Source organism: Streptomyces sp. NPDC051987 (assembly GCF_040680735.1).
In the GTDB taxonomy this organism is placed as follows: domain Bacteria; phylum Actinomycetota; class Actinomycetes; order Streptomycetales; family Streptomycetaceae; genus Streptomyces.
Map to the genome: position 1 here is coordinate 97,861 of NZ_JBFAXI010000001.1, position 13,060 is coordinate 110,920.

Genomic DNA, 13,060 nt, shown 5'->3' on the forward strand with positions numbered 1-13,060 from the left:
CCGGACCGATGCCGGCCCACGGCGACCGACCGCCGAAGCCGCCCCCTACGCCCGTACGCCCTGTCCGACCGTCGACCCGGTCCGAGCGGCTCCCGTGACACGACGATCACCGGACGCCGCGACGGCGGCCGGCCACAGCGTGGCCGGGGCGGGGCGGGCGGTCGCCGAGTGCGGCGGGCGGCCACCGGGCACGGCACGCCGCCACCGGGCACGGCACGCGGCCACCGGGCACGGGGCAGGCGGCCACCGGGTACGGCACGCCGCCACCGGGTGCGGGGGGCGGTCGCCGGGGCCGACTCCCCGGCGTCGGTAGCGCAGTTCGGCGCGCTCGCCGTGCAACCCTGACCGGGACGCGTGCATCCGAGCCCGTCGAGGAGGACGTCGTATGCCACCCCTGGCCGCCCCCGTCACCGGCGGGAGTCCCGGCGAGCTCGCCCGGGCCCACGCCCTCGCCCACGAACTGTCCGCGCAGGGCGTACGCGGGATCGTGCTGGCGTTCGTGGACACCGCCGGGGTGTGCAGGGTGAAGACGGTGCCCTGGCAGGGGCTGCAGCCGGCGGTGGCCTGGGGTGTCGGCATGTCCCCGGTGTTCGACACCTTCCTGGCGAACGACGCGATCGTGCGTACCGACGTGCTCGGCTCGCCCGACGGCGATCTGCGCCTCCACCCGGACCTGGACCGGCTGGTGGTGCTGGCCGCGCAGCCCGGCTGGGCCTGGGCGCCCGTCGACCGGATCACCCAGGAGGGTGAACGGCACCCCGGGTGTGCCCGCACCTTCCTGCGCCGGGTCGTCGCCGACGCCGAGGACCGGCACGGCATCACCTTCAGGGCGGGCATCGAGATCGAGTGGGTGCTCGGCCGGGCCGCCGCGCCGGCCGACGAGTTCGTGCCGGCCACCTCGGGCCCGGCGTACGGCGCGGCCCGGCAGATCGAGCTGAGCGACTACACCGCCGACCTGCTCGCGGCCTTCGAGAAGCAGGAGGTGCCGGTCGCCCAGCTGCACCCCGAGTACGCGCCGGGCCAGTTCGAGCTCTCCACCACCGCCCTGGACCCGGTGGCGGCGGCCGACCAGAGCGTGCTGGTCCGGCAGACCATCCGCGCCGTCTCGCAGAAGCACGGCCTGCGGCCCTCCTTCTCCCCGGCCGTCGTCGAGCGGGGCGTCGGCAACGGCGGCCACCTCCACCTCTCCCTGTGGCGCCAGGGCGTCAACCTGCACGCCGGAGGCGAGAGCCGGTACGGCATGACGGCAGCGGTCGAGTCCTTCGTCGCCGGGCTGCTGACGCACCTGCCCGCGCTGACGGCGGTGACCGCGCCGAGCCCGGCCAGCTACCTGCGGCTCAGGCCCTCCCAGTGGGCGGGCGTGTTCACGGCCTGGGGCCGGGAGACCCGGGAGACCGGGGTCCGGGTCGTCACCGGCGCGACCGGTCACCAGGGCCAGGAGGCCAACCTGGAGATCAAACCGGTCGACCTGGCCGCCAACCCGTACCTGGCACTCGGCTGCGCCATCGCCGCCGGACTCGACGGACTGGCCTCGGCCGCGGCGCTGCCCGAGGAAGTCCACGGCGACCCGGCCCGGCTGGTCCCGGACGAGGCGGTGGCCCGGGGCGTGCGGCGGCTGCCGACCTCGCTCCCCCAGGCCGTCGAGGAGTTCCGCGAGGACGAGGTGCTGCGCACCGCGCTCGGCCCCGTCCTCGCGGACGCGGTGATCGCGGTGCGCGAGGGCGAGGCGGCGGCCGTGGCCGGCCTGGACGACGCCGGGGTGGCGGCGGCCTACCGCTGGAAGTACTGATGCCGGGACCGATCCGGGAAGCCCTCGACGCGCTGCCCCTCGTCGACCACCACTGCCACGGCGCGGTCACCGCCGACCTCACCGGACCGGAGTTCGAGTCGCTGCTGACCGAGGGCGAGGCCTGGCCGGGCGTCTCGCCGTTCGACAGCCCGGCCGGCATCGCCGTACGGCGGCACTGCGCGCCCCTGCTCGGCCTGGACCGCCACGCGCCGGCCGCCGAGTACCTGGCGCGCCGGGCCGAACTGGGCTGGCGGGAGGTCAACCGCCGGTTCCTGGTGGCCGCGCGCACCGAGACGTTCTGCGTGGACACCGGCTACGCCCCGCACCCGCTCACCTCCCCCGCCGACCTCGCGGCGGCGGCCGGTGCGCGCGCCTGCGAGGTGGTACGGCTGGAGAGCGTCGCCGAGGAGGTGGCCGGCCGGGGCATCGCGGCGGCCGGGTACGCGGCCGCCTTCCGGGCGGCGGCCGAGGAGGCGGTACGGCGGCCCGGTGTGGTCGCGGTCAAGTCGGTGGCCGCCTACCGCACCGGCTTCGCACTGGACCCGGCGCGGCCGACGTCCGCGGAGGTGACCCGCGCGGCCGCGCTGTGGTTCTCCCGGGGCGGCGGACTGACGGACCCGGTGCTGATGCGCCATCTGCTGTGGACCGCCGTCGGACTGGGGCTGCCCCTGCAGCTCCACGCCGGTTTCGGGGACTCGGACCTGCGGCTGCACCACGCGGACCCGGCCCTGCTCACCGACTGGCTGCGGCTGACCACCGGCACCGTCCCGGTGCTCCTGCTGCACTGCTGGCCCTACCAGCGCCAAGCCGCCTATCTGGCCGCGGTGTTCGAGCACGTCCACCTGGACGTCGGGCTCACCCTGCACCACGTGGGCCCGGCACGGGCCGCGGCGGTGCTGGCGGAGGCGATGGAGATCACCCCGTTCCGCAAACTGCTGTACAGCTCGGACGCCTATGGTGTGGCCGAGTTCCACCACCTGGGCGCGCTGTCCTTCCGGCAGGGGCTGGCCGGACTGCTCCAGGAGCGGGTGGACGCCGACGAACTGAGCCTCGCCGACGCGGTACGGATCGCCGCCTGGACGGGACGCGACAACGCCCGTCGCCTGTACGGACTTCCCGCACCCGACCCCGGCCGCGACCGACCGCGCGCACCCGACCCCGGCCGCGACTGACCGCGCGCCCCGTCCGGAAAGTATGATCAAGCAATGTCTGACATGACCGAAACCACGCCCGGTTGGCTGTCCTCCGACGAGCTGGAGATGGCTCGCGCCCGCATGCCGATCCTGTACGTGGAGGCCGTGCCCGTGCGCGTCGACGACAGCGGCGAAGTCACCAGCATCGGGCTGCTGCTCCGCATCGGCCCGGACGGCACGGTCAGCCGGACCCTCGTCTCCGGCCGGGTCCTGCACCACGAGCGGGTCCGCGACGCCCTGCTGCGCCATCTGGAGAAGGACCTGGGCCCGGTGGCGCTGCCCCGGGTGCCGGCCTCGCTGCAGCCGTTCACGGTGGCCGAGTACTTCCCGACTCTGGGCGTCACCCCGTACCACGACCCCCGTCAGCACGCGGTGTCGCTGGCCTACATCGTGCCGGTCACCGGTGACTGCCGGCCCCGGCAGGACGCTCTGGACCTGGTGTGGTTCAGTCCGCAGGAGGCGATGCTGGAGGCCGTGCAGAGCGAGATGCCCGGCGGTCACGGCGTGCTGCTGAAGCAGGCCCTGGCCCATGTGGGGTTCGTGAGCTAGGCAGCCGGCCGGGGGCCCGGTCCCCGGCCGGTGTGCCGCGTGCCGGGCGCCTCAGCGCCGGGACAGCGCGGCACGCAACGCCTCGTCGATGCCGGGCTGCCGGAAGGTGAACCCGGCCTTCAGCAGACCGGCCGGGACGGCTCGGCAGCTGCCGGTGATGCCGTCGGAGAACTCGCCGAGGACGGTCCGCAGCGCGAAGGCGGGGACGGCGGCGAGGGTGGGCCGGTGCAGGATCCGGCCCATCGCGCGGGTGATCTCACGGTTCGTCAGCGGTTCGGGGGCCGTGAAGTTGAGGGGACCGGCGATGTCGTCGCTGTCGATGACGTGGCGCAGGGCGGCGATGTGGTCGGGCAGCGCGATGAACGGCCAGTACTGGTCACCGGAGCCGAGCCGGCCGCCGAGGCCGAACCGGAAGAGCGGGAAGAGCTTGCCCCAGGCGCCGCCGTCGGCAGAGACCACGAGGCCGGTGCGCGGGTGCACGACCCGGACGCCGGCCCGCTCGGCCGGAGCGGCCGCGGCTTCCCAGTCGGCGCAGACCGAGGCCAGGAAGTCATCTCCGGCCGGGTCGGACTCCGTGACGACACGGTCGCCGGTGTCACCGTAGTAACCGGTGGCCGAGGCCGAGACGAGCACGCGGGGCGGCACGGCCGCCTCGGCACAGGCCTGGGCGACGGTCCTGGTGCCCTCGATGCGGCTGCGCCTGATCTCGTCCTTGTACGCCGAGGTCCAGCGCCGGTCGCCGATTCCCGCTCCGGCCAGGTGCACCACTGCGTCCACACCGGCCAGGACGGCCGGGTCCAGCCGGGCGCCGGGTTCCCAGAGCGCGGATTCGCTGCCGTCCGCCGCGCGGGCCGCGGTCCGGCCGCGGGTCAGCCGCAGGACGCGGTGTCCGTCGGCGAGGAGGGAACGGGTGAGGGTGGATCCGATGAGCCCGGTGGACCCGGTGATGGCGACGCGCATGACGTACTCCGATGAGCGAATGTTTGATAATTCAAACCTCGCTGCCCAGAGTACTGCGGGGATCGGTGATCGCGGGGATCAGTGCGACCGCGGAGACCGGTGTTCTTGTGTGGTCGGGGTTACTCCTGGTAGGACTGTGACGCACCGTCACCGTCACATGGTCGATACTGCGGGGGTTCGTGTGGTCGCCACGGCCTCGACGTCTTCGTCGCGGCGCCACCCGGAGGCTCCGCGCCGGGCCCCGCAGCGGCTTCCCGTCGTCGTCCGGCGGGCCGTGCGGCACGGACTGGTCCTGTCCTCCGTCGCGGTGACCGTGCTGCTGTGCGCGACGGCGCTGGCCGCCCTCGCGGCGCTCGCGGGCAACTCGGTGCAGGCGGGCGCCGTACGGCGGCTGGCCGCGGACCCCGACGCTCAGGTCGGCGTCAGCGCGTCCTTCCGGGCGGGGGGAATGGCCGCCGCCGACCGCGCTGTGCGGGCCGCCGCGGCGCGGGTCTTCGCCGGGGTGCCGCAGCGGACCTCTGTGGGGCTGCTGGGCACGTCACCGGTCTCGGTGACCGGGATCGACGGGGTCATGGGTCCGCCGCGCGGTCCCGGGGGCAGCGGGCTGCACCCGGTCGCGGTGCAGGACGGGGGCAGGTTCGGCCGTCTGGTCGCCGGGCGGTGGCCGGCCGGCGCCGCCGACGCCCCGGCCGCCGCATTCACCTCGCTTCCCGACGTCCGGGTCGCCACCGGCTCCACCGCCCCGGTCGACGCGGCGGTGCCCGACGCGCTCGCCAGACGTCTGGGCATCGCAGCCGGTGCCCGCCTTCAGGTGAAGGACGCCTTCGGGCGCGCCATGACCCTGCGGATCACCGGTGTCTTCCGGGCCACCGGTGCCGTCGGGTTCTGGCCCGCGATGGCCGGCGACCTGACCCAGGGGGAGACCGCCGACCAGCACCTGCTGGTGGTGTCGGCGCCGGCGCTCAACGGCAGCGCCGTACTGAACGGCCAGCTGACGGCCCACTGGAGTGTGCAGCCCGACTTCTCCCGTGTCGACGCGGGCAGCCTGGCCTCCCTGCACGACCGGGCGCGCGCCTTCTCCGGCAGCCAGAGCCGCGTGTCGGTGTTCCGCGGGCGGCAGCCGTCGCTGGCCGACCTGACCGTGGTCTCCGGACTGCCGGGCGCGATCGACGACCTGACGGTGCCGATGGTGGCGGCCCGCTCCTCGCTGTACCTGCCGGGCGTGATGCTGGCCGCCCTCGCCCTGGCCACGCTGGTGCTGGCCGCCCGCCAGTTGACCGTGAGCCGACGCGACGAGCTGGCTCTCCAGCGGGCCAGGGGCGCCGGCACCCCGCGGTTGCTGCGTGGCGCGGCGGCGGAGTGGGCGCTCACCGGCGTCCCGGCCGCCGTCGCCGCGCCCTTCCTGGCCGGGCTGCTGCACCCCGGCGGCCGGGGCACCGGCGCGTGGGCGGCGGTGGGCCTGGCCCTGCTGGTGCACGCCGCGGCGGTGCTGCTGCCCGTGCTGCCGTCGTCGCGGGCGCGGCCGGCCCGCGGCGCACGGGCCGCCGCCGCGCAGCGACTGGGCGCCGACCTGGCGCTGGCGGCCGTCGCCGCCCTGGGTTTTCTGGAACTGCGGCGGCACCGCTCGCTCCTCGCCGGCCTGGGCACCGGCGGCGCGTCCGCGGACCCGGTGCTGGTCCTGGTGCCGGCCCTGGTGGCCGGCGCCGCCGCACTCCTGCTGCTCCGGCTGCTGCCGCTGACCTCCCGCCTGCTGGACACGCTCGGCCGTCGCGGCCGGGGCCTCGTCCTCGCGCTGGCCGGCTGGCAGGTGAGCCGGCGGGCCGGGCGCAACGCGGGCCCGGTGGTGCTGATGTGCCTGGCCGTGTCGGTGAGCGCCTTCGCGACGACCGCGCTGGCCTGTCTGAACGGCCTGGCGTCCGAGGAGGCCGCGTTCGCCGTCGGCGCGGACGTGCGGATCTCCCCCGCCGCCCAGGACAGTTACCCCGCCGCCGTGCTGGGCGCCGCCTATCGGGCCCTGCCGGGGGTGACCTCCGTGACCCCGGTGACGCAGTCGACGGTGAACCTGCCCGGCGGCGCCACCGAGCAACTGGTGGGCACGATCGGCGGTCCCGCTCCCCGCACCCCGTCCCCGGCCGTCGCGGGGGTACGGCTGCCCGGGCGGCCCGCCGCGCTGCTGCTGGACGAGCGGCTGCGCAGCGACGGCAGCCGGGCGGCGCCGAGCCTCGGCCTGACCGTGCAGGACGCGTCGGGCGTCGTGAGCGCCGTGACCGTCCGGCTGCCCGCCGCCGACGGAGCCAGGCACACCCTCGTGGTCCCGCTGGACGTGGCACTGGGCGGCGGCCGGCCGCGGGAGTACCCGCTGACGGTGACCGCCGTCAGCGTGCTGCCGCAGCCGGGCGTGCCACCCGCGCGGCTGGACCTGGACCTGTTCCGGGTCGGGGCGCGCGACACCGCGGACACCTGGGTCACCCGGCTGCCCGCCGGGCAGGTCTGGACCGACGCCACGGACCACGCCTACGCGTCCGCCGCGGGGGCGTGCCGGGGAAAGCCGACCGGCGACTACGGTCCCGGCACCCCCGGGGTGTGCTCGGTCGAGCACAGTGGCTCCGGGATCCTCCGGACCACCGTCAGCACCGGCATCCGGCCCTCCCAGGCGAGCGAGGACGCGTTCGGTGTCCTGGCCGGCAGCGACTACGCGACCCGGCCGGGCAGCCGACTGCGACTGGTGGCGGTCCCGGCCGGCCGGCCCGCGCCGCTGCCGGTGCGCGCCGACGACTCGGCGCTGCGCGACGGACGCCTGCGCGTGGGCGGCACCACCACGCTGGACCTGGGCGGTGCCCAGGTCACCGCCCAGGTGGTGGGCCGGGTCGGCGCGCTGCCCGGACTGGGCCGCGGCCAGGGCCATCTGGTCTCCGACCAGCGCCGGCTGGCCACCGCGCTGACCCGGGCAGGTGCCGACCAGGAGGATCCCGCGTTCTGGTGGCTCGGCAGCACCGACAGCGCGCGCACGGCGGCGGCCGCCGAGGCGCAGCCCGCGCTGGGCCGCGTCACCACCACGGCCCGCACCGCCGCGTCCCTGCGGGCCGACCCGTTCCGCAGCGGGCTGCGCCGGGTGCTGGAACTGGTCCGGTATCTGGCCCCTGGTTTCGCGGTCATCGCCTTCACGGTGCACGCGGTGGTCTCCGCCCGCCGGCGCCGCACGGAATTCGCCCTGCTGCGGGCGATCGGCGTCCGGGCCCGCGGCCTGTCCGCGCTGCTGGGCGCCGAGCAACTGGGACTGGCGCTGTTCGCGGTGGTACCCGGGGCGCTGACGGGCACGGCCCTGGCCTCGGCGGCGCTGCCCCTGGTCACCGTGGACGACGACGGGCAGGCCCCGTACCCGCCGCTGCCGCTGGTCCTCCCCTGGGGCACCGTGGCGCTCACCGGAGTGGTGACCGCCGTGGCCGTCAGCGCCGTCGTGCTGGCGCTGGCCCGGCTGCTGGCCCGGGTCGAACTGGTGCGGGTGCTACGAGCCGGGGAGGACCGTTGAGCCGGGCGGCCGGGGACGACCGGAAGGGACCGCCGCCGACACGGGCCGCCGGGACGGGCCGGGCGGTGACGCGGGCCACCGGCATGAGCGGGGCGGTGACGCGGCGCCTGATACGCCGGGAGAGCCGCGGCGACCTGCCGCTGCTGGCCTGCCTGGCGGTGGTGGTCCTGGTGCTGACGGCGCTGTGCGCCTGGGGACCCGCCTTCGCGGGCGGTCAGGAGGACCGGGCACTGCGGCAGCGGGTCCAGGCCGCCCAGGAGCAGGGGCCGCTGATCAGCCTGAGCACCACTCCGGAGGTCTTCGACACCGTGCCGCCGGCCGTGGACATGGCCAGTCTGCTCGGTGCCGGCCGTAGCCTCACCGAGCAGCTCAGCGGCCCCGCCGCCCGGCACCTGACCCTCACCGGCGGCAGCTACGACTACGACCAGGCGTCCCTGGTCTCACCGCGGCCGCCGGGTCCGGCCGACGCCGGCACCGAGCTGACGGTCAGCCATCTGCCGTCCGCGCGGGCCCACCTGCGCTACGTCAGCGGCCACCCGCCGGCCGACCACACACCGCTGGGCACCCCGCCCCAGATCGGGCTGTCGCAGGCCACCGCGCGGGCGCTGGGCGTCCGGGTCGGCAGCCGGCTGACCCTCGAGTTCGCCAAGACGCTCGGGGTGCAGAGCGCACCGCCCCGCGCGGTGCTGCTGGTGAGCGGGGTCTACCGCACCACGGCCGGGACCGACGGCTTCTGGTCGGGCCAGGAGACGCTGGACCAGCCGTCACGCTACCCGGCCGAGCACTCCTCGGGCACGGTCCTCGCCGTCCGCGGCCTCGTCGGCGTCGATGCCGCCGACCTGCTGGCCGGCGCCGGGGTGGGCGGCCCGCGGGTGACCTGGCAGCTCCGTGCCGACCTGTCCGGGGCGGCGCTGGACCGGGCCCGCTCGCTGACCGGGCCGCTCTCCCACTACAGCGCGGACCTGAGCGCCGCGCTGTGCCAGGGGGCCGACCCGATCACCGGCGACCTCGGCTGCCTCGTCGAGGGCCAGGCGACCGGGCCCCTGCTGGTGACCGACTCGCTGACGCCGTTGCTCGACTCCTTCACCGCGCAGGACCGGCAGGCCAGGGAGCTGGCGACGTTCGCCGTCGACGCGGTGGCCGCGGTCGCGCTGGCCACCGTCACCGTCGCGGTACGGCTCCTGCTGCGCCGGAGGGAGGCGCACCTGCGCCTGCAGCGTGCCCGGGGCGCGTCCACCACGCGGCTCGTGCTGCTGCGCTCCGCCGTCGCCTGGCCGGTGGTGGTGGCCTCCGCGCTGATCGGCTGGGCGGCCGGAGAGGCCCTCGCGCCCACCGGCACGTCCGGGTCACCGCGACCGCTGCCCGCCGTCCTCGCCGCCGCGGTGGTGGCGCTGACCGTGCCGCTGCTGACGTGGCTCGCGGTCCGCGAGCCGCGCACGCCCGGCCGGCTGCGCCGCTCCCGCCGGAACCTCGCCGTCGGCCGGCGCGTGGTGCTGGAGCTGACGGTGCTGGTCGCGACGGCGGCGGGCGTGGTCGCGCTGCGCTCGCAGGGTCCCGACGGGATCCTGGGCGCGGTGCCGGTGCTGGTGGCGCTCTCCGTCGTCCTCCTGCTGCTGCGGCTCTACCCCCTCCTCATGCGACCGGTGCTGCGGCACACCCGACGCCGCCGGGGAGCGGTGGGTTTCCTCGGTGCGGCCCGTGCCGCTCACGACGCCCCGGCGACCGGGCTGGCCCTGTTCGTCCTCGTGCTGACCCTGGGCACGGCCGTGTTCGGCGGCCTCGTGCACCGGACGATCGACGAGGGGCTGGACGCCGGCGCCGCGTGGACCGCCGGCGCCGACGCGAGCGCGACCACCGCGGGGACCGTGGCCCCCGCGCCAGGTGCCGGCACCACCGGTACCCGCACCGCCCTCCAGCATCTGTACACCCTCGACCTGGCGGGACAGGCCGACGGCGCGGTGATCCCGTCGGCCGCCGTGATCACCGTGGATCCCCGGCAGCTGGCCGCCGTCGCTCCCCGGTCGCCGCTGGCCGCCGCCCTGCTCTCCCGGCTGGCCGGTCCGGCGGGGACCCGTGCCGGCGTGCACGCCCCGCTGCCGTCCCTCCTCTCGCCGGGCCTGCGGGAGCGTGAGCGCACGGGCGGCTTCACCGCCACGATCGAGGCCGACGGGCAGCGCCCGGTGGACGTGGCCTTCGAGCCGGTCGGCACCCTCACCGCCGCGGACCTGCGCGACCCCCTTCTCGGGCCGGTCACCGCGCAGTTCGCCGCGGGGACGCCGATGCTGATCACGACCCACACCGCCGAGCGGTGGCTGCCCGAGCAGCCCTCCGGAAGCACCGTGCTGCTGCTCAAGGGCGAGAGTCCCGCCGCCGGCGCACCCGCCGCACTGCGGTCGGCGGCGGCCAGGGCGCTCGGGTCGTCGGCCCGGATCCGCGTCCGCTCCGAGACCCTGAGCGCGCTGCGCGCGGACGGCCTGACGCGAGGGCTCGGCACGATCTACACCGCCGGCTCGATCCTGGCGGCCCTGTCGGGCCTGCTCGCGCTCGTCCTGGAACTGACCCTCACCTCCCACGAGCGCAGCCGCACCACCTCGTTCCTGCGCACGCTCGGGCTCGGCGGCAAGGAGGCCGGGGCGCTGCACGTCCTGCAGCTGCTTCCCCTGGCGGTGGCCTCGGCGGTCGGCGGCACCCTGCTCGGCCTGCTCGAACCCCGGCTCGTGGCGCGGACGCTGGACCTGCGGCAGTTCACCGGCGGCCCCGGCCAGCCGGCGCTGCGCACCGACTACTCGCTGACCGTCGCCCTGGTCGCGGGCGTGGCGGTGCTGATCCTGGCCGCCGCGGTCACCGAGACCGTCATGGCCCGCCGACGCGGACTGGGCGCCGTACTGCGCCTCGTCTGAGGGGCAGGTGCCCGGTCCCGCCCACGGCTCACCCGCGGGAGGCTCAGCGCTCTTCGGGCTCTCCGGTCTTTCCGCGGCCTCGGTGCTCGGGGCCGCCGTTCGCCGCTTCCTGCGCGTCGGCCCTCGCCCGCCGCGCGGCCTCGTCGGGCCACACCCCGACGTGGTCGCTCTCCAGGACCAGCCGCACCCGCTTGCGCAGGTGCAGGCGCTCGGTGAACTCACCCGGCAGTTGCAGCCGACCGCTGGCGTCGAGTACCGCGTACTCCTCGGCGGTGAGCACCTCGACACCGTCCTCGCCGGCGGCGACCCGGCGCAGCACCTCGGTCGAGGTACGGCCGTCGCGTATCCGTACGGTGCGCTGGACCTGCTCGGACACCAGCGCGTCGTGGGTGACCACGACCACGGTGACGCCCAGCTCCTCGTTGGCCCGGCGCAGCGCCGCGAAGACGTCGTCGCTGGTGGCGGTGTCGAGTTCGCCGGTGGGTTCGTCGGCGAGCAGCACCCGCGGCTCGTTGGCGCTCGCGACGGCGATGGCGACCCGCTGCTGCTCGCCGCCGGAGAGCGTGTCGGGGGTGCGGTCCCGGCAGTGCCCGACGGACAGCAGGTCGAGCAGTTCCTCCGCACGGGCCCGGCGCCTGGAACGCCTGGTTGCGGTGTACGTCATCGGAAGCATCACGTTCTCCGCCGCCGAGAGGTAGGGCAGCAGGTTGCGGGAGGTCTGCTGCCAGACGAAGCCCACCGTGCGGCGGCGGTAGCCGAGCCGCTCGCGGCGCTTCATCGCCAGCAGGTCGTGTCCGGCGACCTCGGCGGCGCCCGCGGTGGGCACGTCCTGGCCGGAGAGTATGTTCAGCAGGGTGGACTTGCCGGAGCCGGACGCCCCGACCACCGCGATCATCTCGCCCTCGGCCACCGTCAGGTCGAGGCCCTGCAGCGCCTGTACCTCGACGCCCTCGGTCTGGTAGATCCGCACCAGGTTCTCGCAGACGACCAGCCCCGCCTCGCGGCGCGGCGCGGCGGCGGCCGCGGCCCGTCGGCGCAGCTCGGCCAAGTCCGGTGCCCCGACCGGCTGTTCGTGAACTGGCACAAGGTCCCCCGAGGAGGTGAGGTCTTCGGACAACGCTGTCGGACAGCGGTCAGGATAGTGCCGTGCCGTCAGGTGTCCGCCACGATGCGGCCGTCGCGGAGTTCTAGCACGCGGTCGGCGAGTTCGAGGAGCTGCGTGTCGTGGGTGGCGACCAGCGCGGTGACGGATTCGCTGCGGACGCGGGGGCGCTTCTTGTTCATCTGGGTGTGTCGGGTGTCGGCGTCGCGGGGGGGGGTGGGTTCGGCGGCGTTCAGCCGCGCGGGGTTGTTGCCGCGCGCCCGGGCGACCGCGACCCGCTGCTGCTGGCCGCCGGACAGCTCGCCGGGGCGCTGGTCGGCGTGGCCGGAGAGGCCGACGAGGGAGAGCAGCAGAGCGACGCGGGCTTCGCGGTCCCGGGCCGGCACCTTTCGCAGGCGCAACGGAACCCCGACGTTCTCGGCCGCGGTCAGCACGGGGATGAGGCCGAAGGACTGGAAGACGAAGCCGATGCGGTCGCAGCGCAGTGCCAGCAGCTCGTCGGCGCCGAGGCCGACCACGTCGGTGCCGTCCACGGTGATGCGGCCGCCGTCCGGGGTGTCCAGACCGCCGACCAGGTTGAGCACGGTGGTCTTGCCGGAGCCGGAACGGCCTCTGAGGGCGACCAGTTCACCGCGCGGCACGGTGAAGGAGACACCGCGCAGGGCATGGACGGCGGTGTCACCGCTGCCGTAGGTGCGGCGCAGGTCCTCGACCACCACCATGGCGCCGGCCGGCGTCGCGCGGTCCGCCACGGCGCGACCACTGGTCTGCTTGCTCACGCTTCCTCCCGCCCCGACCGCCCCGACCGGAGCGGCTCCGCCTCCGCACCGTAGGGCATGCCGTACCTCCGCCGGAAGATCGGCACGGTGGCCGAGCGCGGGCCGCCGCGGACGTCCTGGCCCGCAACGCCCTGCGACACCCGCGGCGCCCCCCGGCTGCGCCGGCATCACGAACACGGACGGAAACGCGCCCTGCCGACCCTGCCCGTGAACCGGCACCCCGCCGGGAGACCGGACAGCACGGCGAGCAGCGTGGTGA

General features: G+C 75.9%; 8 protein-coding genes. 5 read left to right on the forward strand and 3 right to left on the reverse strand.

Going from position 1 to position 13,060, the window contains the following annotated elements; genetic code table 11:
- Positions 1-385: 385 nt before the first annotated feature.
- Genes AB0M11_RS00420 through AB0M11_RS00430 form a run of 3 tightly spaced genes read left to right on the forward strand, consistent with a single transcriptional unit; the run spans position 386 to position 3,531 of the window.
- Positions 386-1,789, forward strand: coding sequence for a glutamine synthetase family protein (locus AB0M11_RS00420; protein ID WP_365699712.1), 1,404 nt, complete (start codon positions 386-388; stop codon positions 1,787-1,789).
- The gene (locus tag AB0M11_RS00425; protein ID WP_365699714.1) at positions 1,789-2,961 is read left to right on the forward strand and encodes an amidohydrolase family protein; all 1,173 of its coding nucleotides are present in this window, start codon (positions 1,789-1,791) and stop codon (positions 2,959-2,961) included. The genes AB0M11_RS00420 and AB0M11_RS00425 overlap by 1 nt, the downstream gene beginning before the upstream one ends.
- Positions 2,962-3,003: 42 nt before the next feature.
- Complete coding sequence (locus tag AB0M11_RS00430) at positions 3,004-3,531, forward strand: NUDIX hydrolase family protein (RefSeq protein ID WP_181808617.1); 528 nt, start codon at positions 3,004-3,006, stop codon at positions 3,529-3,531.
- 51 nt (positions 3,532-3,582) lie between these two features.
- Here the strand turns inward: AB0M11_RS00430 and AB0M11_RS00435 are convergent, their stop codons facing one another.
- The gene (locus AB0M11_RS00435) at positions 3,583-4,491 is read right to left on the reverse strand and encodes a TIGR01777 family oxidoreductase (protein ID WP_365699716.1); all 909 of its coding nucleotides are present in this window, start codon (positions 4,489-4,491) and stop codon (positions 3,583-3,585) included.
- Between the two features lie 157 nt (positions 4,492-4,648).
- On the opposite strand from AB0M11_RS00435, the gene AB0M11_RS00440 reads away from it, so the two are divergent.
- Complete coding sequence (locus AB0M11_RS00440) at positions 4,649-8,020, forward strand: ABC transporter permease (protein ID WP_365699718.1); 3,372 nt, start codon at positions 4,649-4,651, stop codon at positions 8,018-8,020.
- On the forward strand, positions 8,017-10,920 hold the full coding sequence (locus AB0M11_RS00445) for a hypothetical protein (RefSeq protein ID WP_365699720.1): 2,904 nt from the start codon (positions 8,017-8,019) through the stop codon (positions 10,918-10,920). Before AB0M11_RS00440 ends, AB0M11_RS00445 begins: the two co-directional genes overlap by 4 nt.
- 43 nt (positions 10,921-10,963) lie before the next feature.
- Here the strand turns inward: AB0M11_RS00445 and AB0M11_RS00450 are convergent, their stop codons facing one another.
- Positions 10,964-11,968 carry an ABC transporter ATP-binding protein gene (locus AB0M11_RS00450; RefSeq protein ID WP_365699950.1) on the reverse strand — a complete coding sequence of 335 codons (1,005 nt, stop codon included), beginning with the start codon at positions 11,966-11,968 and terminating at the stop codon, positions 10,964-10,966.
- Between the two features lie 104 nt (positions 11,969-12,072).
- A complete protein-coding gene (locus tag AB0M11_RS00455; protein WP_365699952.1) occupies positions 12,073-12,744 on the reverse strand; it encodes an ABC transporter ATP-binding protein in 672 nt (223 codons plus the stop codon).
- Positions 12,745-13,060 lie beyond the last annotated feature (316 nt).